General features: G+C 65.1%; 25 protein-coding genes. 13 read left to right on the top strand and 12 right to left on the bottom strand.

Going from position 1 to position 25,236, the window contains the following annotated elements:
• Positions 1–920 precede the first annotated feature (920 nt).
• On the top strand, positions 921–1,880 hold the full coding sequence (locus tag ACIGII_RS06750; protein WP_399635915.1) for a hypothetical protein: 960 nt from the start codon (positions 921–923) through the stop codon (positions 1,878–1,880).
• A gap of 184 nt (positions 1,881–2,064) precedes the next feature.
• Here ACIGII_RS06750 and dmeF read toward each other — a convergent pair whose 3' ends face one another.
• A complete protein-coding gene (gene dmeF, locus ACIGII_RS06745) occupies positions 2,065–3,033 on the bottom strand; it encodes a CDF family Co(II)/Ni(II) efflux transporter DmeF (protein ID WP_399635912.1) in 969 nt (322 codons plus the stop codon).
• Positions 3,034–3,082: 49 nt separating this feature from the next.
• Between dmeF and ACIGII_RS06740 the strand changes: the two genes are divergently transcribed.
• The gene (locus ACIGII_RS06740) at positions 3,083–3,355 is read left to right on the top strand and encodes a metal/formaldehyde-sensitive transcriptional repressor (protein WP_399635909.1); all 273 of its coding nucleotides are present in this window, start codon (positions 3,083–3,085) and stop codon (positions 3,353–3,355) included.
• Between the two features lie 156 nt (positions 3,356–3,511).
• On the opposite strand, the gene ACIGII_RS06735 is transcribed toward ACIGII_RS06740, so the two are convergent.
• Positions 3,512–3,985, bottom strand: a complete 474-nt coding sequence (locus ACIGII_RS06735) for a DUF2442 domain-containing protein (protein ID WP_314103618.1) — start codon at positions 3,983–3,985, stop codon at positions 3,512–3,514.
• A 753-nt stretch (positions 3,986–4,738) separates the two neighbouring features.
• On the opposite strand from ACIGII_RS06735, the gene ACIGII_RS06730 reads away from it, so the two are divergent.
• Positions 4,739–5,218 (top strand): hypothetical protein, encoded by a 480-nt coding sequence (locus ACIGII_RS06730; RefSeq protein ID WP_399635905.1) that lies wholly within the window; start codon positions 4,739–4,741, stop codon positions 5,216–5,218.
• A gap of 187 nt (positions 5,219–5,405) precedes the next feature.
• Entirely contained in the window at positions 5,406–5,675 is a 270-nt protein-coding gene (locus ACIGII_RS06725) for a DUF333 domain-containing protein (RefSeq protein WP_399635903.1), read from the top strand.
• A gap of 191 nt (positions 5,676–5,866) precedes the next feature.
• Here the strand turns inward: ACIGII_RS06725 and ACIGII_RS06720 are convergent, their stop codons facing one another.
• The 4 genes from ACIGII_RS06720 to ACIGII_RS06705 form a co-directional block, all read right to left on the bottom strand.
• Entirely contained in the window at positions 5,867–5,989 is a 123-nt protein-coding gene (locus ACIGII_RS06720) for a hypothetical protein (protein WP_399635901.1), read from the bottom strand.
• A 43-nt stretch (positions 5,990–6,032) separates the two neighbouring features.
• A complete protein-coding gene (locus ACIGII_RS06715) occupies positions 6,033–6,959 on the bottom strand; it encodes a hypothetical protein (protein WP_399635898.1) in 927 nt (308 codons plus the stop codon).
• A gap of 150 nt (positions 6,960–7,109) precedes the next feature.
• Positions 7,110–8,063 (bottom strand): alpha/beta fold hydrolase, encoded by a 954-nt coding sequence (locus tag ACIGII_RS06710; protein WP_399635896.1) that lies wholly within the window; start codon positions 8,061–8,063, stop codon positions 7,110–7,112.
• Positions 8,064–8,180: 117 nt separating this feature from the next.
• Entirely contained in the window at positions 8,181–9,101 is a 921-nt protein-coding gene (locus ACIGII_RS06705) for an MBL fold metallo-hydrolase (protein ID WP_399635895.1), read from the bottom strand.
• 173 nt (positions 9,102–9,274) lie between these two features.
• Here ACIGII_RS06705 and ACIGII_RS06700 point away from each other — a divergent pair, with 173 nt between their 5' ends.
• Both ACIGII_RS06700 and ACIGII_RS06695 read left to right on the top strand, forming a co-directional pair.
• Positions 9,275–10,036 carry an oxygenase MpaB family protein gene (locus ACIGII_RS06700; protein ID WP_399635893.1) on the top strand — a complete coding sequence of 254 codons (762 nt, stop codon included), beginning with the start codon at positions 9,275–9,277 and terminating at the stop codon, positions 10,034–10,036.
• A 105-nt stretch (positions 10,037–10,141) separates the two neighbouring features.
• Entirely contained in the window at positions 10,142–10,396 is a 255-nt protein-coding gene (locus tag ACIGII_RS06695; RefSeq protein WP_399635891.1) for a type II toxin-antitoxin system prevent-host-death family antitoxin, read from the top strand.
• A 649-nt stretch (positions 10,397–11,045) separates the two neighbouring features.
• On the opposite strand, the gene ACIGII_RS06690 is transcribed toward ACIGII_RS06695, so the two are convergent.
• Complete coding sequence (locus ACIGII_RS06690) at positions 11,046–13,601, bottom strand: TonB-dependent receptor plug domain-containing protein (protein ID WP_399635890.1); 2,556 nt, start codon at positions 13,599–13,601, stop codon at positions 11,046–11,048.
• Positions 13,602–13,912: 311 nt separating this feature from the next.
• On the opposite strand from ACIGII_RS06690, the gene ACIGII_RS06685 reads away from it, so the two are divergent.
• Positions 13,913–15,064 carry a Fic family protein gene (locus ACIGII_RS06685; RefSeq protein WP_399635887.1) on the top strand — a complete coding sequence of 384 codons (1,152 nt, stop codon included), beginning with the start codon at positions 13,913–13,915 and terminating at the stop codon, positions 15,062–15,064.
• 3 nt (positions 15,065–15,067) lie between these two features.
• Here the strand turns inward: ACIGII_RS06685 and ACIGII_RS06680 are convergent, their stop codons facing one another.
• From ACIGII_RS06680 to ACIGII_RS06660, 5 genes are all read right to left on the bottom strand, one after another.
• On the bottom strand, positions 15,068–15,262 hold the full coding sequence (locus ACIGII_RS06680; RefSeq protein WP_399635884.1) for a hypothetical protein: 195 nt from the start codon (positions 15,260–15,262) through the stop codon (positions 15,068–15,070).
• An 82-nt stretch (positions 15,263–15,344) separates the two neighbouring features.
• Positions 15,345–17,747 carry a PAS domain-containing protein gene (locus ACIGII_RS06675; protein ID WP_399635883.1) on the bottom strand — a complete coding sequence of 801 codons (2,403 nt, stop codon included), beginning with the start codon at positions 17,745–17,747 and terminating at the stop codon, positions 15,345–15,347.
• On the bottom strand, positions 17,740–18,213 hold the full coding sequence (locus ACIGII_RS06670; RefSeq protein WP_399635881.1) for a response regulator: 474 nt from the start codon (positions 18,211–18,213) through the stop codon (positions 17,740–17,742). Before ACIGII_RS06670 ends, ACIGII_RS06675 begins: the two co-directional genes overlap by 8 nt.
• Complete coding sequence (locus ACIGII_RS06665) at positions 18,210–20,447, bottom strand: ATP-binding protein (protein ID WP_399635879.1); 2,238 nt, start codon at positions 20,445–20,447, stop codon at positions 18,210–18,212. The genes ACIGII_RS06670 and ACIGII_RS06665 overlap by 4 nt, the downstream gene beginning before the upstream one ends.
• A 159-nt stretch (positions 20,448–20,606) precedes the next feature.
• Positions 20,607–20,768 (bottom strand): hypothetical protein, encoded by a 162-nt coding sequence (locus ACIGII_RS06660; RefSeq protein WP_399635876.1) that lies wholly within the window; start codon positions 20,766–20,768, stop codon positions 20,607–20,609.
• Between the two features lie 168 nt (positions 20,769–20,936).
• Here ACIGII_RS06660 and ACIGII_RS06655 point away from each other — a divergent pair, with 168 nt between their 5' ends.
• The 6 genes from ACIGII_RS06655 (at position 20,937) to ACIGII_RS06630 (ending at position 25,236) form a co-directional block, all read left to right on the top strand.
• A complete protein-coding gene (locus ACIGII_RS06655; protein ID WP_399635875.1) occupies positions 20,937–21,899 on the top strand; it encodes an acyl-CoA dehydrogenase family protein in 963 nt (320 codons plus the stop codon).
• Positions 21,887–22,645 (top strand): PIG-L deacetylase family protein, encoded by a 759-nt coding sequence (locus tag ACIGII_RS06650; RefSeq protein ID WP_399635872.1) that lies wholly within the window; start codon positions 21,887–21,889, stop codon positions 22,643–22,645. The genes ACIGII_RS06655 and ACIGII_RS06650 overlap by 13 nt, the downstream gene beginning before the upstream one ends.
• Entirely contained in the window at positions 22,642–23,229 is a 588-nt protein-coding gene (locus ACIGII_RS06645) for a methyltransferase (RefSeq protein ID WP_399635870.1), read from the top strand. Before ACIGII_RS06650 ends, ACIGII_RS06645 begins: the two co-directional genes overlap by 4 nt.
• Positions 23,226–23,927, top strand: coding sequence for a glycosyltransferase (locus ACIGII_RS06640; RefSeq protein WP_399635867.1), 702 nt, complete (start codon positions 23,226–23,228; stop codon positions 23,925–23,927). The genes ACIGII_RS06645 and ACIGII_RS06640 overlap by 4 nt, the downstream gene beginning before the upstream one ends.
• Entirely contained in the window at positions 23,927–24,226 is a 300-nt protein-coding gene (locus ACIGII_RS06635) for a PQ-loop domain-containing transporter (protein WP_399635865.1), read from the top strand. Before ACIGII_RS06640 ends, ACIGII_RS06635 begins: the two co-directional genes overlap by 1 nt.
• 152 nt (positions 24,227–24,378) lie before the next feature.
• A complete protein-coding gene (locus ACIGII_RS06630) occupies positions 24,379–25,236 on the top strand; it encodes an STAS domain-containing protein (RefSeq protein WP_399635862.1) in 858 nt (285 codons plus the stop codon).

The following is a 25,236-nucleotide window of genomic DNA, read 5'->3' as shown; positions in this document are numbered from 1 at the left end:
ATAGGAGTGAGCTGTGATGGAAGCACAGGTGGAGCGCAGGGTTGGCGCTGTCCAGGGTCAATCCGAGAGGAGGGCGGGGCGATGATGCGTGCGCCACCCAAGTGGAGTTGGTTGCTCTTGACTGCGTGGATAGCGCTGCCGGCACTGCTCTGGTGTTGCGCGACGCTGCTGGATAACCTGCACTTGTTCATACTCCACCAAGCGTACTACCTGCCGCTTGGGAGTTGGATGGGTGAGCCTTTCTTCAGGCCTGACTTCGAAGTAATGTTCTTCGTAATGCCTGCAGGTCGGTTACTGACGGCTCTCGTTTACGCGGGTGTCGCGTTGATGTTGATGGGGGTCTGGCGACGCTGGCGAAGGCGTCGCCGTTAATGGCCAAGGGGGCAGGGTCTCCCCATACCCCGCCTCTTCGTCTGGCCGCACTGACCTCCGCCATGCTGGCGTCCGCCTGCAGCGAAGCGGCTTTACCGACGCCAGCGACCGCCTGCCGGCGCACAGTCAAGGCAATGGGCTGGCGATAGGTGACGTCAGCGGCGACGGCCTGCCGGACATCTTCGTCTGCAGCACCGGTGAAGCTTGTGCTTTCGCCCGAAGCCAGCTTCGTGCGGCTTCCACGCCGAAAGGTCTGAATTCCGGCAATTTGTTGTCCATCCGGACACCCACGGCCATTGCGTAATCTACCAGTGGTTGCTCTGGCTCCGCCGCTCTGACGGTTTGGCTGCTTCCGCGGGCCCCTGCCGATGGTCACGTTGTAGAACCTCCGACGCCATGCTCGAATCGGGCAAATCGTTCGTCACGGAGCATGTCGGATGTCCTTCAGATCCAACGCCACACACTTGGTGTGCATCGCGATTCTCCTACTGGTGCCACAGTGGGTCAGCGGTCAGTCAGGCGGACCGACGCGTCAGGCGCCTCCGTTGGTGACCGTGAGCTACGAGGAAGCGTTCGATCTGTTCAATCTGCTGGACAACCTTCCAGATTGGCTGCCGGGGTACACCAACGCGATCTACCAGCAGGACTGGGAGCGCAGGTTTGGGCTGGACGTGGAGGATCGTGCCGCGCTCGCGGCTTATGGACAGTTTCGCCAACGAACTTCCCCCATGGCCCGTAATGACGACGGAGAGCGCCCCTTGGTTGATCGCCTGCTCGCTGGGAGCAATACACGCATCGGCGACCCATATACCGCCTACTTCGAGAACGCGGCGTCATTCACCGCCGCCACCGAGGCTGCCGTCGCCGCGCAGGCCGCGGGTGACCAGGCGTTGTTACGGCGCTACTACGCCCGCTTCGCGCCCCACGCGCGGGAGGTGTTGGCCGGCAAGGATCGTTTCAGCCGGCAACAGGAGGCGTTGACCAGGGAACTGGCGGGACCGGAGGCCGCTGCTTTTGCTACTCGGATGCGCACCTTCTACGGCGCCAATTCCGCGCCCGTCTTCAACGCGAGATTCGTGTGGTGGCCATACTCGAACCGCACCCAGGCCAAGCTGCGCGGTGGCTCCATCGTGCTGTTCTCGGACTGGGCCGTGGAGGACGACTGGGCGCCCATAGTGTTGCACGAGTACGCGCACTTCCTGTCGGCTGGTCAGCCCGCGGCCAGCCGCGAGGCGTTGGCTGCAGGGTTCGCGCGGCTGTGTCCCGGTGCCTTGGCCCTGCCCAACCCGTTGAACGCACTCGAAGAGCCATTGGCCATCTACTGGGGCCAGTACCGGTTCGAACAGGAAGTGCATGGAAAAGCCCTCTCCAGCGACTCGTCGTGGTATTTCCAGCCCCATGCCGACCGCGCCGCCAAAGCCATTGCCGCCGCGTTTCCAGCTGACCAACCAGCACCGATGCTTGCCGTGGGGCCGCTATTGGAGGCCGCCGCGTCGACCTGCGAGTAGGATCACCGGCAGGCTCTGAGTCGCTCACCGCTGCGGTAGTACGACGGCATGCGGCGGCTGATGCCAAGCGCGTCGGCGGCGGTGTCAAGCGATAGGCCATGGTGGTGCATCCAGGTAACGGCCTGCCGATGTGGGTAGCCACCTGCCTGCTTAGGTGAAGGAGCAACGCTTCGTGCATGGGTGTTCATGATCTGAGCCTGACTTCTATGGTCACGTGGACGAGCTCTTCGTGAATGCTCAGTGCGCTTCTGAAGTAGTCGGCAGATACCGGCGACTCCGTCACCAGCGCCAGAATGCAGGCGTAGTGATTGCGGCCCACACGCCAAACGTGGATGTCCTCGATCTGTGCAGGGATCTGCGACTCGGCAATGACCTCCCGCACCTCATCGACAACGCCGGCGTCCATTTCCGCGTCCAGCAGCACCTTGCCTGAGTCCCGCAGCAGCCCGACCGCCCAGATGGTGACGAGCACCGCGCCCGCAATGCCCATCACTGGGTCCAGCCAGGACGCACCCCAGAGCTTGCCGCCAAACAGCGCAACGATGGCCAGCACGGAGGTAGCCGCGTCTGCCACAACATGGATGTAGGCAGAGCGCAGATTCAGGTCGTGCGCATGGCCGCCGTGATCATGATCGTGGGCGTGGTGTTGCCCATGGCCGTGCCCGTGCCCGTGATCATGTCCATGATCGTGATTGTCCTTCAGCAGCCAGGCGCAGATCAGGTTCACCGCCAGACCGACGAAGGCGATCGCGATGGCCTGGTTGTAATGAATTTCGGTCGGAGCCAGCAGGCGGTTGACCGATTCGAACGCCATGATCCCAGCCACGCCCAGCAGCAGGATCGCGCTGGTGTAGCCGCCCAGCACTTCTACCTTCCAGGTACCAAAGGCAAAGCGTGGGTTGCTCGCATGCTTGCGTGCGAAGGCATAGGCAAACGCCGACAGGCCCAAAGCCAAGGCATGGGAGCTCATGTGCCAGCCGTCGGCCAGCACTGCCATCGAGTTGTACCACCAGCCGCCGAGGATCTCTACGACCATCATGACCGCCGTGAGCCTGAAGGCCCGGCGGGTGTTCAGTTCCGCAAGGGGGTTGCCGGTTCCGAACTGATGGGTGTGATTCCGCGTGGGGTGGATGCTGCCGGTCGATTCGTTCATAGGGGAGGGGGGTATGCACGGGTACCCCTGCAGGGTATACCATTTATGCATGTCGCATATCCACGCCAACCCTAAAAAGCTTCTTGCCCGCGTCCGGCGCATCGGCGGGCAGGTCACCGCTCTGGAACAGAGTCTGATGAACGGTGCTGAGTGCGTAGACGTGCTGACGCAGATCGCCGCAGCCCGGGGAGCTATGCACGGCTTGATGCTGGAGGTGCTGAACGACCACCTTCATGCGCACATCGCCGATGAGCCGGAACAGGCTGTGCGCACTGCCGAGATAGAAGCGGTTACCCAGCTGATGAAGACCTACTTCAAGTAGCTCCCCAACCCTCTCCGGTTTAGAACGGCCCCGCCAACGCTGCTTGCCGTGGGGCCGCTATTGGAGGCCGCCGCGTCGACCTGCGAATAGGATCACTGGCAGGCTGCCGCTCTGGCCACGGGAGAGCCACAGACATCCGGGAGCATGCGTCACCTCTTACGCAACCTTATCGTACGCGTCCAAGTGGTGACCGCACTCCTGAGCCTCCCATCCCAGCATCGCCAGCCCTACCGTCTTCGGAATGGGGCGCTCACCACTGCGGTAGTACGCCAGCATGCGGCGACTGATGCCAAGCGCGTCGGCGGCGGTGTCAAGCGACAGGCCATGGTGGTGCATCCAGGTAACGACCTGCTGATGTGAGTAGCCACCTGCCTGCTCAATTGCCATTGCACGCAGGTTGTCGCTGGCCAGAGTCAGATCATCGTCACCGGCGAAGATTACGCCGCGGTTCCACTCATCAGGCGACACGGCGCGGAATATGTTCGGATCGGCAAGCCTCGCAAGCGAGGGATGCTTGTTGATTACCTCTCGGAGATCAACAACTACATCAATGCCGTCACCAAACTGCAGCCCCAGGCGACCAGGTGCCAAGGCGGTGACGTTTCGAATCACAAATTGTGGCTGGCTCATGGATTCAACTCCTCCCACTTGGCGCTGAGAACTTGCATGTTTGCCCCAGCCTACGCGAGGGCTTCGGCTAGTTCGCGAGGCTTGATGGAGGCGGACAGTCCTGAATGGCCGGTCCGCGGCCACTATCCATTAAGCGGGTTATGGCGGCAGCCGATCACCTGGTACGCAATCCATTCGCGTAAGAGTGCTTCGGTTGTAAACGAACCGGCGTCAAGGCGGGCCTGGTTGAGGTCGTTGTCCAGCACTTCCAAGCACGCAGTCCACGGCGTATTTGTATGTAAACCGGAGGGCGGTGCAATGCAAAGTATTTGAATCGTAAGGCATAAATGCATGGCACTTGCCTCCGGCTGACGGAGTGAGGCTCTTGCCGATCCAACCTCCAATCTGACCAACATGGAGCCATGAATTTTTCCGTATGCGGAGCTTCTTGGTGGACAACTTATGCCTCCAGGCCGCGGAAAATTTATGCTTCTACGAACAGCCTCCCCTGCATACGTGTATCGCGTAGAGTTGTGGCAAGCCCCATGTCGCGAAAGGCCAGCGATGCCAGTGCATGCTTCACATTTCGTGGGGGACGCTGATACCCCGCGCACAGATCGGTGTCCGCCGCGTTGACGCGCGGCACTTTCAAGAATCAGGATGGTATCGTCACCGCAACATCGGTGGCCGGGATTTGCAGCCCGAAAAGCAAGGCGCATCAGCGCCCAGCCCGTTGCAGGGCGCTGGATCTCAACTCAACTGAGGAATCCCGCCATGTCATCCGAAAATCTCACCGCGCCTACGCGCACATCCGTCGACTTCACCCACTACTTCGGCCAGATCGCCGATACCCTGGAGTGGGGGAGCTCCACCTGGCTTACGCTCGAAGAGCATCTCACTGCCAACGACACGCCGTTCGAGTCGCTTACGCTCAGCGATGTCATTGGTGCCATTCACTCCACCCGCAGCGCACACCCTCACGCACCGGGTACCTTGGTCAACCGGTTGATCGGCGTGGACGATGTATCCAGGACGGATCTGTTCCGGGTCATCCGCGAGCTGCTGCGCATCTATGATCTGCGCATCGTGGAACTGCTGGCACTGATCGACATCCTGGAGCACTGCCCGGGAACCGTGGAAGACCTGACCGTCAGGAACCTGCTGGCGTTGATCTCCGTTGTGGATGTCTACAACTCGCCGCTTACGCCTGCGGCTGTTACGGAAGCCACCAAGGCGGCTGCGGCGGTGCACTAGGGTCCTGCAGATGTCCGTGACTGCCCAGCTGGGGCGCGGATGATGGAGGCGCGGCCCGCATGTTGTCGCGAGCTGGGTGGAGAGTCGCCGGACCAACGGTCCGGCGCTACCGGGGTTGCTGCTACAGGACGTTCACAACTCCGGTCCCACACTGCCTCAGCCACTAGGGCAGTTCTGGAGATGGCTCATGCGTCGCATCAATGTCGCTTTGCTCGCTGCTGCCATCGCGGTCGCCGGAGCAGCGGGATGTTCCCAGCAGAACCAGGAGGCACGCGAGAATGGAGTTCCTGTTGGCATGGCCAACCCGGCGTCCGAGTACTGCGTGAAACGCGGTGGAAAGGTCATGATCGAGAAGGACCGGGATGGCAATGAGCGGGGCATCTGCCACTTGCCGGACGGCAAACGGATCGACGAGTGGGAACTGTTCCGGCGGGACGGCGGGCAGAAGCAGCGCTAACGCCTGTCCGATCCCAACTTTCAATCAAGTTGGCTTAAACGATAGGTGCGACGTATCAACGACCTATAAAGTCTTACTAAGTTTTATAGCAACTTGATAGCAAGGCCATGCGGGCGCATCAGCATCGCAGGCAAACGCCGGACCAACGGTCCGGCGCACCCGGTACCTCGCGACCGCTGACCGCAAGCGCCCTACTTGTACTTCTTGCCGCCCTCTTTGGCCGCACGATCAATCGTATCGGCCACCACCTTCGGCTGGGTCATGAAGACGGCATGGCTCGCAGGCACTTTGGTGATCTGCGCATTGATGGCCACCCTTCTCGCCGCCGTGCAGCTGCTCCTGACCCGGTTTGCCGACTCAGCGCTGAGCCGGGTGCATGCCAGGCAGCGCAATCTGGTTTGCCGCACGGCGGTGCTCGATCACGCGGATCACCTCATAGTCGGTCTTGGCGCCGTTCTGGGTATGCCACTGGGTGACCTTGACCTCGCAGATCAGCACGTCGCCCTTTGAGAACGATGCCTCGTTGGCATCCACGGCGGAGTGGAACGCTGCATCGGAGATTCTTGCGTTGATGGTGTGGTTCCCATCTGACAGCCGCCACTTGTTGTCTTCCTTGAAGGCCAGCGAGACGATGGAGAACGCCATCGTCCGGGTGTCTTCCAGGAGTGGCTCGTCCGGACCGGTCGGCGCGCAGAAGTACCTGCGTTCTTCCTCCCGCACGATCAACGCGAATGAGTGGTCGTCACCCGCAGCGAATGTGTCGATTCCTTCCCGGTCCAGCGGGGCGAGAACACGGTCGAAGGCCTGGCGGACCGGAATATCGCGTAGCAGCACCAGCACCGGGTACTCCACCACCACGGCGTCCTCACCGGAATGAAGGGTGACCTGTCCTTCTTGCGTCATCTGGACGTGGGTGATCCTGCGCCCGCGCAGCCATTGCAGCACCTGGGCGACGCCGGTGTATCCCGTTTTCGCGGCCAGGCCCAGTGCGGTCAGTACCGCAGTGGCGTTGGCGATGGCGGTAATGCCCTCGCCAGCAAAGATGTCCTTCGCGGCCTGCAGCAAGCTGACGGATGTCGTGAAATCGACGCTGAAGCTGCCTGTCTTGAAAGAACCCTTTACATTGATCTGTGCCTTGGCGCGATCGCCCTGGAGTGCGCGCACGCTGGTGTCCAGAAGGTCGGCCATCGCCATCAAGGCAGGAGCCAGTTCCCTGGCATCCATCTCATGTGCAGCGAGCGCCGGGCCGTCATAGGTGATGCGGATCTGTGCCATGTCGTCCATGGTATCGCCCTGATTTCTGTCGGGTCACTCTGGGACGAGCGCGCCAGCATCGCCATAAGCGCTTACCCTGCGTTTGCGTAGGCAAAAAGAAGGCGCCGGATCTTCATCCGGCGCCTCGCGCAACACGGCGGCCATTGGCCGAACGCGACATTACTTCTGCTGCAGGAACGCCAGCAGGTCCTGGTTGACCTTGTCCTTGTGGGTCTCAGTCAGCCCGTGCGGCGCGCCCGGGTACACGATCAGCTTGGCGCCTTTGATCTGCTTGGCTGACATGCGGCCGCCGACATCGATCGGCACGACCTGGTCGTCGTCGCCGTGGATGATCAGTGTCGGGACGTTGAACCGCTTCAGGTCCTCGCGGAAGTCGGTGGCCGAGAACGCGGCAACCGAGTCGTAGGTGTTCTTGATTCCGCCCAGCATGCCCTGCGCCCGCCAGGAGTCGATCAGCGCCTGGTTGGGCTTGGCACCGGGACGGTTGTAGCCATAGAACGGACCGCTTGCCACGTCGCTGAACAACTGCGCGCGGTTTTCAAGCTGGCCCTTGCGCAGGCCGTCAAAGACCTCGACCGGGACGCCGCCGGGGTTGTCGGCGGTCTTGAGCATGAAGGGCGGCACCGCGCTGATCAATACGGCCTTCTTGACCCGGCCGGTGCCATGTCGGCCGATGTAACGCGCCACTTCGCCGCCACCGGTCGAAAAGCCGACCACCGTGATGTCTTTCAGGTCGAGCGTGTTGATCACCGTGGCCAGGTCGTCGGCGTAGTGGTCCATGTCGTTGCCTTCCCACGGCTGGCTTGAGCGGCCATGGCCGCGGCGATCATGCGCGACCACGCGGTAGCCGTGGTTGGCCAGGAACATCATCTGTGCATCCCAGCTGTCCGAATCCAGCGGCCAGCCGTGGCTGAAGGTCACCACCGGGCCATCCTTCGGGCCCCAGTCCTTGTAATACAGCTGCACGCCATCGGCGGTGGTGATGGTGCTGGGGGTGTGGGCAATGGCGGTGACAGCGGCGGGGTTCACCGGTGCAGCGGCCTGCGCGGCGGTACCGGCCTGGACAGCAATGGCCAAGGCGGTGGTGGCCAGGGTGCGGGTAAGCGTGTTCATCGGGTGGTCTCCTGCAGAGGGAAGGGGATGCGACAGGCGCTACATTGGACCCCTCGGGTGGACTGGGGGTGGCTGAAAGTCCCTGAAACTTGACCGAGGGTACAAACGTCAACGAACTCAGAAGTCCCAGAACACCGGCACCCAGCGGAAGACGTCGCCATCGGCCGAGACGCGGCCGACCGACGGGAACGGCAGGTGGGTGGCCACCAGCATCTCGCCGGTACCGGCCAGCTCGTTGAGCAGGGTGATGCGCACCTGCGCGGCGCCTTCTGGATCGTGTTCGAACCCGTTGTGCCAGTTCGGCTGCTCGAAGCCCACTGCGAAAATGGCGTCACCGGCAAAGGTCAGTGCCTCGCCGTTCGAGTTCAGGCGCACCACGCTGTGGCCGGGCGTGTGGCCGCCGGTGCGGTGCGCGGTGACGCCCGGCGCAATCTCCTGGACCTCGTCAAAGGTGCGCACGTAGCTGCCGTACTCGGCCAGGAAGTGGGTAGCGGTGGCGCGCAGCGCATCCGGGAAGCCTGGCGGCATGTTGGTGCGGGTGAAGTCGGGCGCCTTCCAGAAGTCCACTTCGGCGGCGGCCACGTGGATGCGCAGCTCCGGGTGCAGTTGTTCCTTCACGCCCTCCACCAGCAGGCCACCGATGTGGTCCATGTGCAGGTGGGTGATCACCACGTCGGTGATCTCGCCAAGGTTGATACCCGAAGCGCCCAGGCGGCGGATGAGCTGGCCGGCGCGCGGCAGGTTCAGGTCGGGGTCCATGCCCAGGCCGGCGTCGATCAGGATGTTGCGGTCCCCGCTGCGCACCACCATCACGTTCAACGCCCAGTCCAGCGCATCCGGCGGCAGGTACATCTCTTTGAACCACGGCGCGCGCTCGGCGGCGGAGACGTTGTGGCCGAGCATCTGGGTGGGCAACGGCAGCACGCCATCGCTGACCACCAGCACGTCGATATCGCCCACCTTGAGCGCGTACCGTGAGGGAACCAGTTCGTCGAGCGCGGGCGGGGGCGGGGCTACGGTGTTTTCCAGGGTGAACATGAGGAAATCTCCTTGGCGGGATCCACGGCAGGGGCGCCGTGCGGGATCAGCCTAGGGAAGGGCGCGCGCGGCCAGTAGATCCGCGCAGGGGCTCACACTGTTGCCGATCACGCAGCAATGCCGGCGCGTTACCGGTGACGGCGAACCCACATGCGGGTATCTAGACTGGGCCCATGCCCAACCCCACACCTGTCCGCTTGGCCGATATCAACATCGAGTCCTACATCTTCTTCGGTGCAGGCGCGGCGGTCGCGTGGCAGCTTGCCGACCCCGGCGTGGGGCGCGGCGTGGCCCGCCACAGCCAGACATTAAGGCGGCCGTTCTCAAGGCTGCGGGCCACCATGAGCTACATCTACGCGGTGTCGCTGGGTACGGACGAGGACCGGGCGAGCATTGCCCGCCATGTCAATCGCGCGCATGTGCCCGTGCAGGGCGAGGGCTACAGCGCATTCAATCGCGACCTGCAGTTGTGGGTCGCGGCAACGCTCTACCGCGGCGGGCTGGAGATGTACGAACTGTTCGTTGGCCCGGTTCCTGAAAGCAGCCGCGAACCGTTGTATCAAGAGGCGTGGGCCTTCGGTCGCACGCTGCAGGTGGCAGACGAGCAGTGGCCGCCCACGGCCGATGCCTTCGATGCATGGTGGGAGAGTCGTCAGCCGGAGCTGCGCGTGGACGGGGAGGTCCGCGCCTATCTGCACGCCGTGCTGGGAAACGGCGCGCCGTGGTACCTGCGCCCGGCACTGCCACTGCAGGCGTTCGTCACCCGCGCATTGCTGCCACCGCACATAAGGCAGATGTTCGGCCTGCCGTGGACCGAAACAGACGAGAGGCGCTGGGCGCGCTTCCGGCGCTGGGCGCCGCGTCTGTACTGGCTGCAGCCACGCTGGTTGCGACACCTCCCGGCGCATTACTTCCTGGGCAAGTTGAGCCGGTAAAGGCCTGTATGACTGCTCCCCCATGAGCTGACGCCAGCAGCACTCGCCAGATTGACCCTAAGAGGTTGTTGTAGAACGTACTACGTTGATGGCAGGAGGTGCGTCGTGGCGATTACTACCCTATCAAGTCGAGAGCTGAATCGGGATGTCACCAAGGCCAAGAAGGCCAGCAAGAATGGGCCGGTCTTCATCACTGATCGGGGCAGGCCTGCGCATGTACTGCTGAGCTTTGAGGATTACCCGCGCCTGGCCAGACAGCGTCGCAAGATCGCCGATGCCTTGGCGATGCCTGGCGCTGAAGATATTGACTTCGCTCCGCCCCGGGTCAGCTTGGCCATCAAGGCGGCTGAATTTGAATGATGTACGTCCTTGATACCAATGTCGTGTCCGAGCTTCGAAAAATCCGCTCGGGTAAGGCGGACGCGAACGTCATGGCATGGGCGGACAGCGTCGGAGCGACCAACAGCGCTGGTGCACGGCATGGCAGTGGTACTCCGCAACGTAGCGGACTTTGAATCGAGCGGAGTTGCCGTCATCAACCCGTGGGAACCACTGGCCTAAAACGTCATTTGACGCGCCAGCCGAGGTGCAAGCACCCAGATGAGCGATTCATGGAAGCAGACGTGTCCCGGGAACGCTCTACTACGCCTTCGCCGTGTGTGGCGAGAAACCCCGAATGCAGTCGTTGGCAACGGGTTATGGCTGTATGAAGCAGAGAGGATGCGTTGCGGACGCGGGTTCGATTCCCGCCAGCTCCACCACATGTGCACCAGCCTTGGTGCCCAGCTGAAGGGGCTGCACTGGTTTCGACGTGGCGAGCAGTCAATGTGGACAGCCCGAGAGGCGACCGACGTAATCGGCGCAAACACTGTAATCGCCAATGCTGATTACTACGATCAGAACGAACAGGACACCCTGCTCGCAGCCTGATTCACGCAAGCGCACGTGATTACCGAACGCGCAACCACCCCGCCGGCAACGGCGGGGTGGCTTCATGCGTCAATTGGCATCAGAACTTCCAGCCCACCCGCGCGTAGTAGAAGCCGCCGTTGAAGCCGTACGGTGAATGCACCGGGTACTCCGCACCTGCCACGCCGGACCACGGGTTCTTGGCCGGGGTGCGGTCGAACAGGTTCTGCGCGCCCAGGCTGAAGTACAGGCCCGAATCGAACTTCCAGCCCACTTCGGCATCCACGATCAACGCGCTGCCGCCGTAGATCGGCAGGCCGCCGTCCGCCGCGGAGATCACGCCGCTGTCCAGGTGATCCTCGTACCACGAGCTGTAGTAATTGAAGCGCAGGTTGGCGTTGAAGATCTGGCGCTGGTGATGGATGCTGAAGTAGCCCTTGGTCTTGGGCAGCGACTTCTCCAGCTTGTACACGCGCGCTTCGTCGATGAAGTCCGGGTCGAAGCGGTCGACCTCGGTCCGGTTCCAGTTGGCGGCCAGCGAGTAGGTGGTGTCGCCCCCGAAGTGGGTGCTCTTGAAGCTGGTGACCAGGTCGACACCGGTGGTAGTGGTATCAAACGCATTGCCGAAGTAGGTCACCTGCGAGATCGAGGCCGCTTCCGGGTTGCCGCCGGCCACCAGCGCGGCACGTTCTTCCGGGGTCACCGCGAAGCTGGTGCTCAGCGCGATGCGGTCTTCGACCTTGATCTGGTAACCGTCCAGGGTGATCAGCCAATCGCCTTCGGTCCACACCGCACCCAGCGAAACGTTCTTCGACTCTTCCGGGGTCAGCGGCTGGGCGCCTTTGAGCTGGGCGATGGGATTGGTCGGCGGCAGGGTGGCGATGTCTTCCAGTGCGGTGCCACCGAACACGGTGCTGATCTGGCTGATGTTCGCCTGGCCGGGGGTCGGGGCACGGAAGCCGGTGTTGTAGGCACCGCGCAGCGCAAAGTGCTCGTTGAAGTCGAAGCGCGCGGTGACCTTGCCGTTGGTGGTGCTGCCGAACGAGTCGAAATCTTCGAAGCGCAGCGCGCCGGCCAGCAGCAGGCGCTCGGTGACCTGCGCTTCCAGGTCTGCATACGCGGCCCAGTTGCGGCGGTCGAAGGTACCGGCGGTACGCGTGCTGAACCCGTTGAAGCCGTTGGAGCCCAGCGCGAAGCCCTGTTCGGTCAGCGGACCGATCGCGGTGGACGGACCGCCGCCGGGACTGATCTCGAAGCTCTCTTCGCGCCACTCGGCACCCATTGCCAGGCGCAACGGTTGGCTGGTGAAGCTGGTGGCGATATCACGGCTCACGTCGATGTTGGCGCTCTTCTCGGTCTGCGTATTGCCGCCGGGGCGGAAGTACAGGCCGGCCGGCTGGTCCGGGCCGAGCGAGGCATTGACGGTGTTGTAGATGATGAACTCGATATCGTTGCGGCCCCACGACCCGCTCACGTCCCAGTACCACTCACCCCAGTTGCCCTTGGCACCGGCGTAGATGGAGCTGTCTTCCAGCTTGCCGCCGAAGCGCGGGGTGAACCCGCCCGGCAGGCTGGACAGGAACGTGTAGCAGTTGGCGGGCAGCGCAGCGACCGCGCCGCTCACCGTGCTGTACGGCAGCAGGTTGCCACCACCATCGCGCAGCGCGATGGTCGGGCAGGCGCCGGCCCCGGTGAGGTTGCCGACCAGCAGCGTCTCGCCACCGTCGTTGGAATACACGCCCGAACGCGCGGTGGGATCGCGGAAGTAGAACCCGCCGTCCACGTCGCGCTTGGCGTAGTTGCCGAACAGGTAGAAGTCCACGCTGTCGGTGCTGAGGCCGAGGTTGGCGACCAGCTTGAGGTCGTCGTCCACCTTCGGCGATCCCCAGACCTGCGCCGGCTCACCGACACCCGGGTAACCGGCTGCGATGGCGGCTGCCGCGTCATCGCGCTGCACGCTGCGCGAGGTGTCGTCGACCTTGCGCCACTCGGCGGTCAGCGTGGCGAAGCCGCGCTCGGTCAGGGGCAGGCCGATCTGCGCCGAGTACTGGGTGGTAAGTCCGTCGCCCTCGTAATACTTGCCGGTGAACACTTCGGCGGTGCCCCCTTCGCGCAGTTTCTTCAGCCCGAAGTTGATGACGCCCGCGATCGCATCGGAACCATACTGTGCCGCGGCGCCGTCGCGCAGCACGTCCACCTGTTCCAGCGCGAGTGAGGGGAACACCGAGAGATCCGGGCCCTGCGCGCCATCAGAGAGGCCGTGGCCGAGGAAGGTGATGACCGCCGCGCGGTGGAAGCGCTTGCCATTGACCAGCAACAGGGTGTTGTCCGGCGGCAACCCGCGCAGGTTGGCCGGTCGGATCAGGCTGGCTGCGTCGTCGATGGGAATGGTGCTGACGTTGAAGGAGGGCACCAGCACCTTCAGCTGGTCCAACGCGTCAGTTGCGCCCTGGTTGCGGAATTCTTCGCCGCTGATGATGTCGATCGGCACCGCGGAGGAAGAGACGGTGCGGGGCTTGGTGCGGCTGCCCAGAACCGAGACAGTGTCCAGGGTGGATGTCTCAGGTGTTGCCGGTGGGGTGCTGTCCTGGGCCACTGCGATGGAACTGGTGAGCAGCAGTGCGGCGGCCAGTGCCGCCTTTACTGCAGATGCCAAGGGCGAGATTGCGGTTGGAGCGTGAACACACTTGCCAATGCCGTCGTTCATGCATGCACCTTGCAGTCGGGTTGTAGGTCGGTGGTCTCGTCAGGTCTTCATCGGGTTGATGCTCCTTGCGTGCCAGAGGGCCTGGTGCGCTGCACAAAGAATTAACAGAACGTAAACAGTACTGCAACGTATCTTTCGTTTTGACGTCATATCCGAGACGCAGGGCACGTCATGAGGCGAATACTCGCGTTATCCGCCTCACTCGATGAGGTGAATAGGTGGTTTAATCGCCTCAATAAGCCGAAATGGGGTGGAGGGACATGCCGACGACGTGGATCTGGCAGCGACCGGATTGGCCCACGTTCCGCTGGGAGCAGGCGTCGCTGGCGTCACTGCTTCGGGCCTGCGTGCAGGCGCAGGGTCACCTGATCGGATTGGCCAGCGCCGAAAGCGAGCCTGAGCGCGCCGACGACGCGCTCGACACGCTGCTGGCCAGTGTCATCACTTCATCGGCGATCGAGGGCGAGCGCTTGAACGTAGCCTCGGTACGCGCTTCGCTTGCACGACGCCTTGGCATGGATGCACCGGTGGCGATCAGCGCGCGCAGCGAGGGCCTTGCCGACCTGACCCTGGACGCCATCAGCCAGCACGACCAACCGCTGGACCTGGCACGCCTGCTCCAATGGCACCGCTGGTTGTTCCCCGCCGATGACAGCTTTCTTCCGTCCCGGATCCGGGTTGGAGCCTTGCGGGGCACCGAGCCCATGCAGGTTGTCTCGGGGCGCATCGATCGGCCCACGGTCCACTTCGAGGCGCCGCCCCGGGAGGGCCTGGACGCACAGGTGGAGGCCTTCATGGCGTGGTTCGCCGCGAGCCGGGATGACGCAACCCTCGATCCGCTGCTGCGGGCAGGCATCGCGCACTTCTGGTTGATCACCCTGCATCCCTTCGACGATGGCAATGGTCGCCTCAGCCGCGCGGTGACCGATCTGGCGCTGGCGCAGGCCCAGCCGCAGGTGATCCGGTTCCACGCACTGTCGGCGAGCATCCTGCACGACCGGGCCGGCTACTACCGGGTGCTTGAGGCCGCTCAGAAGGGCGATCTGGACATCACCGCCTGGCTGGAGTGGTTCCTGGCCACCCTGCAGCACAGCCTGGTGCAGGCGATCCATCGCATCGATGCGGTGCTCGCCAAGGCGCGGTTCTGGCGGCAGCATCGCCAGCTGGTGCTGTCTGCAGCGCAGATGACGGTCCTCAACCGCCTGCTTGATGACGGCGAACGCGGATTCGAAGGCGGAATCAACAGCAGCCAGTATCAGGCGGTGGCCAAGGTGTCGCGCGCAACCGCGTCGCGGCACCTGGCGGAACTGGTGGAACTGGGATGCCTGCGGCGCCTGCCGGGAGGCGGGCGCAGCACCCGTTACCAGATCAGCGACCGCCCGTTGGCCGATCCCGTGTCACAGGAACGCTGAGGCTCACGGCGTTTCCAGCGACGCCTGCAGCGCGGTTGCCAGCGCTGCATCGCCGTTCACCAGTGCTTCCCAGCGCAGGTCCAATCCCTTGCGGTGGCCTTTGCGGACCAGCTTCAAGCCTTCCGGATCCACCGTGAGCGTGTAGCTTTCGTCGCCGATCCGGACTTCGCGGCGCAGCGGTTTGTCGAGGGGCGTCATGGCGGCCGGCACGAGGGGAGGGTGGCCGCAGCGTAGCGCTTGCCGTGTGCGGCCAGCGTTACGTCACTGCGGACCGCCCCGCTCAGCTGCGGGGCAACTCCTGCAGCGACTGTCGGATCGATCCGGCCAGGTCGCTACGGGTGAACGGCTTGGACAGGATGGCGACGTTCCGGCCGACCGCGCCGCTGGCGTCGATATCGCGCGGATACCCGGAGGTGAACAGCACGCGCAGTCCCGGCTGGTGCGCCAACGCACGACGGGCCAGCTCCCAACCGGACATGCCCGGCATCACGATGTCCGAGAACAGCAGGTCGACCTCGACGTCGGTACGTTCCAGCAGGCGCATCGCCGACGCGCCATCGTGCGCTTCCAGCACCCGGTAGCCCAGTTGCCGAAGCGTGTCCACGGTGTAGGCGCGCACGTCGTCGTTGTCCTCGGCCACCAGTACGGTGGCTTCGTCCTGTGCTTCGTAGCCACCCAGCGCCGATCCCTCGGCGAGCGGCTGGCTCGGCAGCGCGGCGGTCGACCGCGGAAACAGCAGGGTGATCGAGGTGCCGACACCGACCACCGAGTCCAGCACCACATGGCCGCCGGACTGCTTGGCAAAGCCATACACCATGGACAGGCCCAGCCCGGTGCCGCGGCCGACTTCCTTGGTGGTGTAGAAGGGCTCGAACACCCGCGCCATCACCTCGGCCGACATGCCCTCGCCGTTGTCGCGCACGCGCAGCATCACGTACTGGCCAGCGGGCACGTCGGGGTTCTGGGTGGTGAAGTCCTCGTCCAGGTGGGCGTTGTCGACCTCGATGGTCAGTCGGCCGCCATGCGGCATCGCATCGCGGGCGTTGACCGCGAGGTTGAGCACCGACGCTTCCAGCTGGCTGGGGTCGATCTCCACGCACCACAGGTCCGGGCTGTGCACCACTTCCAGCTGCACCAGGTCGCCAAGCGCGCGCCGCAGCATGTCCTGCATGTCGCGCAGCTGCAGGTTGAGGTCCACCGGCACGCTCTTGAGCGGCTGGCGGCGCGAGAAGGCGAGCAGGCGCTGGGTCACGTTGGCCGCACGCATCACGCCCTTGAGTGCGTTGTCCAGCGCGCGCGCCGAATTGCCGGCGGCATCGCCCAGCCGGTCGGTGAGGAGCTTTGCGTATTCGACGTTGCCGGCGATCACGGTCAGGATGTTGTTGAAATCGTGCGCGATCCCGCCGGTGAGCTGCCCGACCGCCTCGATCTTCTGGCTCTGGCGCAGGGCTTCTTCGGCCTGGCGGCGCGCGGTGGTTTCGACCGCTTCGGACACCACCGCGGTGATCGCGCCCTGGTGGTCAAGCAGCGGCCGGAACGAAAATTCGAAGGTGCGCACGCCGGTCGGCAGGCGCAGTTGCAGTTCGTGGCGGGACGCATTGCCGGCGGCCGCCTCGAGCACGGCCTGGCAGACGATGGCCGGCACGCCGTCGGTATCGGCGAACCAGGCCGACTCACAGTACACGGCGTCCCGCACCTCGTCCTTGCTGGCCAGGATGGCGGCCAGCGAAGCGGAATTGGTGTCGATGATGCGGCCGTCCAGGGTCAGCAGGTTCTGATGCTGGAAACTGGACTCGAACAATGCCTGCAGCCGGCTTTCGCTGCGGTGCAGGGCGGAGGTGCGTTCGCTTACCTGCCGCTCCAGCGATTCGTTGCTCGCTTTCAGCAGCGCCTGGGCGTCCTTGAGCTCGGTGATGTCGCGGGCCATGGCGTAGTAGCCCATGACCGAACCGTCGGCATCCAGCTCGGGGACGAAGTCGACCTGCGCGTGGCGCGGGGCGCCCGCGCGGCGGTGGGTGAGCGCCTCGAAGCTGACCTTCTGGCCGGTCAGTACCTTGTCGAAGTGTTCCTGCAGCAGCTGGAAGCCGTCGTCCCCGACCAGGTCGCGGGCATGCAGCCCGACCACGTCTTCCGGGGCCAGGCCATGCCATTCCACGTATGCCTGGTTGGCAAAGCGGTAATGATGGCCGCGGTCCAGGTACGCAATCAGGGCCGGCAGCGAATCGGTGATCAGGCGCAGGCGCTGGCTGCTTTCCTGCAGTTCGCTCTCCACCCGGCGCAGGCGGCGGCGCTCCTGGGCTTCCTTGATCGCGCGCAGCACGGCTTCGGGCAGTCGCTGCAGGCGCGACTTGACCACGTAATCGCGCGCGCCGCGCTTGAGCGCTTCCACCGCCAACTCTTCGGTCAAGGTGCCGGAGACGAAGATGAAAGGCACTTCGGGCGCCAGCTCGCCTGCCACGAGCAGGGCCAGGTCGCCACTGAAGCCGGGCAGCACATGGTCGGCCAGGATCACGTCGAACTGCTGCGTTCCCAGTGCATCGCGCATGCCCTGGTCCGACCAGGTTCGCTCGACCGTGAACGGCAGGCCGGCGCGGCTGAGCTGCAGGGTGATCAGCTCCGCATCCAGCGCGCTGTCTTCCACCATCAGGATGCGGATCGACCTGCCGCTTGCATCGTCAGCCATCTTTTCGACTCTTGGCGCCAAACAGCGTGCCGTGCGGCGGCGGTTGGTTGGTGATGCCCCAGAACATGCCCAGGCCCTGGATGGCTTCCAGGAATTCCTTGAAGTCGACCGGCTTGACCACGAACGCGTTTACCCCCAGTTCGTAACTGCGGATAAGGTCCTGTTCCTCGCGCGAAGAGGTGAGCATCACCACCGGCGTGCTGCTGATCGCCGCATCGGTGCGGATCTCGCGCAGTACTTCCAGCCCGTTGAGCTTGGGCAGTTTCAGGTCCAGCAGGACCACCACCGGTCCCCCGTGCATGGCGCCCTCGTACCGGCCTTCCGCCCGCAGGTACTCCAGCGCTTCCACACCGTCCCGCACATGGGTGACATCGTTCAGCAGCTGGCAACGGGCTAGTGCAGCCATCGTCAGCTCAGCGTCCTTCGGATTGTCTTCCACGAGCAGAATCGGCCGCAGATCTCTCATACTTTGTCTCCACTAGCAAAGGGAATGCTGAAATAGAATCTGGCGCCCGCGCCTACCTCGCCTTCCGCCCAGGTCCTGCCGCCGTGGCGGGTGATGATGCGGTGCACGTTGGCCAGGCCGATGCCGGTACCTTCGTACTCGTCGGCATGGTGCAGGCGCTGGAATACGCCGAAGAGCTTGTCCACGTAGCGCATGTCGAAGCCGCAGCCGTTGTCCTGCACATAGAACACGTGCTCGGTATCGGTGCGGTAGCAGCCGACTTCAATGAGCGGGTCGGGCGTATCGCGGGTGAACTTGATCGCGTTGGACAGCAGGTTCTGCCAGACCAGGCGCAGCATGCCCGGGTCTGCCTGAACGCGCGGCAGATGCGGTATCACCCAGCGGATGCTGCGGCCGTCGTACTCCATGTCCAGTTTGTGGCGGACGTCCTCGACCAGGGCGGTCATGTCCATTGCGATCTGACCCATCGTGGACCTGCCCATCTGCGAGAAACTGAGCAGGTCGTCAACCAGCGTGCCCGCCGATTGTGCCGATTCGACGATGGTGTCGAGAAATCTCTTTTCTGAATCGTTTAGTCTCTCGCCGGCCGATGCCCACAGCAGCTCCGAATACCCCACGATATGCCGGAACGGCGCGCGCAGGTCGTGGCTGACCGAATACGAGAAGGCTTCCAGTTCCTTGTTGCTGCGCAGGAGCTGTTCGTTGAGTGCGGCCAGTTCCTCTGCCTTGCGCAGCACGATGTCGACGATGGCGGTGCGCAGTTCCAGCGCGGCGTCGCGGTCCACGTCGTTCCAGGGCAGGGACTGGCGTTGCACCGTTTCCTTCCAGCCTTCGAACGACGTGCGCGGTGACAGCGGCAGGCCGGTGTCCTCCTTTCGCGGGTCGCCGCCCCAGCGCACGGTGCGGACCACTTCGGGACGGAACCAGAGCACGTAGCTGTCGTGGATCTGGGAAATGGAAATGGCCAGCACGCCGCTGGCGACATCGGCGAAGGCCTCGGCGGGTGCCCAGTCCAGCGGCAACCGGTCGGTACAGACCAGATCGCTGTCATGCTGCTGCGCGGCCAGCCACTGCACCACCGACATCACCTGCTGCTCGGTCGGGCATTCACCGTGCAGGATGCATTCGCCGCGATGCACGATCGCCGCGCCGGCGGACTGGGTCAGCGCCAGCAGGCTCTGCTGGTCGCGTCCCAGGGCGGCCATGAAATCCTGGTCGCCGGCCATGCGACCCAGCAGGCGGACCTGGAATGCGCGGCGGGCGATGCGCTCTTCGACCATGGCCGCGCGTTCCTTCAGCGAGATCTGCAGCGACAGGATCTGGCCAATGAACTCGCAGGCGGTGCGCACGTGGTAAGGCACCCGCTTGGGCGCCTGGTTGTGGCAGGAAATCAACCCCCACAACTCACCCTCGCGCAGCAGCGATACCGACATCGATGCGCCCGTGCCCATGTTGCGCATGTACTGCAGGTGCACCGGCGAGACACTGCGCAGCATCGAAGGCGAGAGGTCGGTAGGCGGCGCATCGGCGTGGGCGGCCTCGCGCACCAGTGGAACGGCCTGGTAATCGCTGTCGGCGATCAGGCGGACGCGGTTCTGCCGGTACAGTTCGCGGGCCTGCGCGGGAATGTCCGATTCGGGAAAGCGCAGGTCGAGATAGCTGGGCAGCACGCCGCTGCCATCCTCGGCCACCACCGCGCCGTTCCAGTCCTTGTCGAACTGGTACACCAGGGTGCGGTCGAAGCCGGTGAGCTCGCGGATCTGCACCGCGGCCAGCTCGCAGAGGTCCTGGGTACTGCCGACCCGCTCGATGGCGCCCATGAAGCGACGGATTGCCGGGTACAGGTCTTCCAGCGATCCCGGTTCACCGGCGACCGGCGCCTCGAGCTCGATGATCAGGTCGTTGCCGTGCCGATGGGCGAGCACGTGGTGCCGGCCGTAGTCACCGACCGGATGGGACCCGAGGAACTGTGAGCTGTCGGGCGCCAAGGCCTCGATGACCGGCCGGCAGGCGGCCAGCGTGCCGCCCAGCACCCCTTCCACCGGCTGGCCCAGCGGGTCGCCGAAGCGTTCGATCAACCCAGGGTGCGACAGTGCGCGCTCTTTGACATGAAGGCTTGCAGGGTCCAGGACGAGCAGCACGCCATACGGTTGAATGGCGCCCGGCGTACGAATCGGCTCTCTTGCACAACTGTTGAGATCCAACGCGGGTTCACTCACTTTCCAGGACGACATTCGTTGACCCCCATCGGGTACCGTTGGCAAAAGATACTGCTGAAACACCGCAGGCCCCGTGCACCGGGCGTGGTAACCACGCCGCGGTTCGAGGCTCGCGCATATAGCTTCGCATATCAGTGACCCCGTTCCGTGAGGAAACGGGGTCGGAGCGGCCGGTCAGGGCGTCGGGCGTTCGTAGTCCTGCGGCGTGGCGGTGGTGTCCTGCTCGGGCATGTCCTTGTCCTTCCACTTCGCCTCGTCGTTGCGAAGTTTTTCCGGCGTATGCGCCTTCTGCTGGTCGTCCTTGCCTTCCAGCGGGTTGGTGTCAGGGGAGTTCATGGGCGGCCTCTAGCTTGGAGCGGGAGGTTTTCAGCTTGGGCCGGCCCAGGTGACGGCGGCGTCCGCAGCCGCTGCACGGCGCGGACACATCACAGTCACCGTGTGGCCACGTCGCGCGCGGTATCCCTTGATGGACCTGCCCGAAGACCACGGTCGCCCGCTTTCTCCATGGATCAGATTTCCGAACATGCCGCGCCGGCGCTGGCGTCGGCGGCACGCGAGGTGCTGGCCCGCCAGCCCACGCTTCCGCTGCCCGGACGCGGGCACACGCTGGAGCGTTGGCGCGCGCTGGCGGCCATTGCCGGTCGCGACCTGTGCGTGGCGAAGGTGATGGAGGCGCACTACGACGCCCAGGCGATCCTGGCCGACCTGGACCAGCGCGCGCTGGGTGACGGAACGCTTGCCGCGGTGTGGGCGGCGGAAGGCCCGCAGGCCACGCTCTGCTACGACGAGGAGACCGGCACCGTCAGTGGCGCCAAGCCATGGTGCTCGGGTGCGGGGCTGGTCGATGTGGCCCTGGTCACCGCACGCTGCGGGGACGGATCGCGGCTGGTCTGCCTGCGCACCGATGCACCGGGCGTGCTGCTGCAGCCACAGAGCTGGCATGCAACCGGCATGCGCGGCATTCCCAGCGGCATGGTGCAGTTTGACCAGGTACAGGCCGCACCGGTGGGGGCGCCCGGCGCCTACCTGTCGCGACCCGGCTTCTGGCATGGCGGTGCCGGCATTGCCGCGTGCTGGTATGGCGCCGCAGTGGCCCTGGCGTCTCCGCTGCAGCGCTCGGCGCGCGTGGAAGACGATGCCCAGGCGGCGGCGTTGCTGGGCCAGGTGGACATGGCGCTGCAGTCGTCTGCGGCCGTGCTGCGTGAACTGGCCGCGTGGATCGATGCGATGCCCGCGCAGCCGCATCGCTTCGACGTCATACGGGCGCGAAGCGTGGTGGAGCGTACCTGCACGCAGGTGCTGGATGCGGTCGGGCGCGCACTGGGACCTGCCCCCATGTGCCTGGACCCGGGCCACGCCCAGCGCTGGGCCGATCTCACCGTGTTCATCCGCCAGAGCCACGCGGATCGCGACTGGGCCGACCTGGGGCGGGCGGTCCAGCGCCAGGAGGGGCCATGGACCCTGTAACCGTGCGCATCGAGGGCCGCGGCACGCCCGAATCGGCGTGGCAGGCCTGCGCTTGGCTGGCCCGGTTGCCGCTGGTCGAGGCCGACGCCGTGCTGCGCGATGCCCGGTGCCTGGTGGTGGTTTCGCCACACCCGGACGACGAGGTGCTGGGCTGCGGCGGGCTGATGCAGGCAGCGCTGGCCAAGGGCTGCAGCGTGCATGTGGTGTCGGTCAGCGATGGCGAAGCCTGTTATCCCGACCACCCGCAGTGGCCAGCGGCACGACTGCGCGATGCCCGGCGGCGCGAACTGGCCAGCGCCCTGAAGGAACTGGGCATGGACGCGACCCACGTCAGCGCGCTTGGCCTGCCGGACGGGGCGATCGCCGCGCATGAAGCCCAGCTGGCCGCCCATCTGGTGGCACGCCTGTCGCCCCGCGACGTAGTCATTGCGCCATGGGTCAACGACGCCCACCCCGACCACGAAGCGGCCGGCCGCGCCGCACGCGTGGCGGCCGCCAACGCAGGGGCGCGATTCCTGCAGTACCCGGTTTGGGCCTGGCACTGGCTGGATCCGTCAACATCGGCCGGCCCCTGGCCGCGCGCCCAGCGCATCGCGCTGGATGCGGACGCCCAGGCGCGCAAGCAGCGTGCGATGGCGGCCTTTGCCACGCAGACCGGTGCGGTGGACGGGCTGGACCGTGAGCCGGTCTTGCCCGGCCACGTGCTGGACCGGTTCCGTCGCCCCTTCGAGGTCCTGATCGGATGAACACCGCCGCCTACTTCGAGCAGCTCTATGAGCGTCCCGATCCCTTCCAGTACCGCAATCGCTGGTACGAAGCGCGCAAGCGGGCCCTCACCCTGGCCTGCCTGCCCCACCAGCGCTATCACAATGCCTGGGAACTGGGCTGTTCCAACGGTGTGCTCACCGCTGCACTTGCAGAGCGCTGCGATGCGCTGCTGGGTACCGACCTGAGCGCCGCGGCGCTGGCCGATGCGTCCGTGTCGACGCAGGCGCATGCCAACGTGCGGCTCGAGCAGGCCTGTCATCCTGCCCAATGGCCGACGGGACGCTTCGATCTGATCGTGGTCAGCGAAGTGGGCTATTACCTGGCCCCGCAGGAGGTGGTGAGCATGGCGGCACAGCTGCGCGGCAGCCTGGCCGACGGCGGCCTGCTGCTGGCGTGCCACTGGGTGCATCCGTTCGCCGAGGCGCTCACTTCGGCCGCACAGGTGCACCGCGCCTTCGCGCGCGGGCTGGAAGAGGCGTTCTGTTACCAGGACGCCGACATGCTGCTGCAGGGCTGGAGCACCGGCCCGATCAGCGTTGCGCGCTGGGAAGGGCTGCGATGATCGCGGTCATCGTTCCCGCCCACGACGAAGCGCATGCGATAGGACGCTGCCTGGCATCCATCGCCGTTGCCGCTGCCGATCCCCGGCTGGATGGCGAAGCCGTGCTGACCGTGGTGGCGCTGGACGCCTGTACCGACGGCACCGCTGCCGTCTGCGCCACGCACGGTGCGGTCACGCTTGAAGTGGCTGCGCGCTGCGTGGGTACCGCGCGCGCGGCGGCGGCCGAGCATGCGCTGGCGCGCGGGGCGCGCTGGATCGCCAGCACCGACGCCGACACCGAAGTGCCGCCGGACTGGCTGTGGCGGCAGCTGGGCTGCGGCGCCGACGCGTTCTGTGGCGTGGTCGAGGTCACCGACTGGCTCGATTACCCCGATGGGGTGCGCCGTGCATTCTCGCGGCGCGAGGCCACGCAGGACGGTCACCGGCATGTGCACGGCGCCAACCTGGGCCTGAGCGCGGCGGCGTACCGCGCCGTCGGCGGTTTTCCCGCGCTCAGCACCGGCGAGGACGTCGCCCTGGTCGAAGCGCTGACCGGCAGCGGTGCCCGTATCGCCTGGCTGGCCCGGCCGGTGGTGGCCACCAGCGCCCGCCGCAGCGCCCGCGCGCCGCACGGCTTCAGCAGTTTCCTGCGCGCGCTGGAGCGCGAGGTACTGGGTGCGGGCGGGCCGCTGCGACCCTCGCAGCTGGTGCCGGAGTAATGGAGCAGCCGGCCGACCTGCTGGGGTGGGCGGCGACGGTGGTGCTGATCGCCACGCTGGTCAGGCAGATCGTCAAGCAGCACCAGGCCGGTTCGATGGAAGGCGTCTCCACCTGGCTGTTCGTTGGCCAGATCACCGCCTCGGTATTGTTCATCGCGTATAGCGCGTTGCTGGGATCGGTCGTGTTCGTGGTAACCAATTCGCTGATCCTCATCACGGCAGTGGCAGGGCAGCTGCTGGCGGTGCGGCGGCGGAGGTCCGCCAAAGACCGCAACGAAACGCAGGTGCAGCGTCGATAGCTGAACAAGTCAGGGTTGTGCGCCTGGCCTTCACGCGGCATGGGGTGTCGTGATGGTCCGTCTACCTGAATTCATTTAAGCTCAGGTGAAACCCAGGCCCCGTCACGTCCTCGTGGCGGGGCTTTCCCACCTTCCCAGCAGGAAACCACCCCATGGCGGCTTTGCAGCAGCGCACGATCGACCTCATCCGCAGCCACCAGGACGCCGTCGTGGCGCAGTGGGTGGAACAGCTGGCCGCTACCGGGCAAAGCCAGGACAGCCGCTTGTCCGCCCGCGAGGTCGACGCTCAGGTGCGCGAGTTCTGGCGCCTGTTCCAGGCCGCCCTGTCCACCTCCGGTACCGGCGTGGCCGGCAGCGAATGGCAGGAGCTTCGGCATTACCTCGAGCAGCTTTCGCGTGAACGCGTGCTCAAGGGCTTCACCTCGTCGGAAACCGCCAGCTTCCTGTTCTCGCTCAAGCGGCCGCTGTTCGAGCTGGCCCAGCAGCACCTCGCCAGCGATCCCCAGGCGCTCGGCGACCAGCTGTGGGCAATCTCCGAACTGATCGACGGCCTGGGCCTGCACAGCGTCAAGGTGTACCAGAAGACCCGCGAGGACGTGATCCAGCGCCAGCAGGAAGAAATGCTGGAACTGTCCACCCCGGTGGTGAAGCTGTGGGAAGGCGTGCTGGCGCTGCCGATGATCGGCACGCTGGATTCGCAGCGCACCCAGGTGGTGATGGAGTCGCTGCTGCAGCGGATCGTCGATACCGGGTCGGAAATCGCCATCATCGACATCACCGGCGTTCCCACCGTGGACACGCTGGTGGCCCAGCACCTGCTCAAGACGGTGACCGCCATCCGCCTGATGGGCGCCGACGCGATCATCAGCGGCGTGCGGCCGCAGATCGCGCAGACCATCGTCCACCTGGGCCTGGACCTGCAGGGCATCGTCACCAAGGCCAACCTGGCCGACGCACTGGCACTGGCGCTCAAGCGCACCGGCCAGATGGTCACCAAGGCCGCCGTCTGA

The organism is Stenotrophomonas sp. NPDC077420, assembly GCF_044543385.1.
In the GTDB taxonomy this organism is placed as follows: Bacteria; Pseudomonadota; Gammaproteobacteria; order Xanthomonadales; family Xanthomonadaceae; genus Stenotrophomonas.
This window is presented reverse-complemented; position numbering and strand designations above follow the sequence as displayed.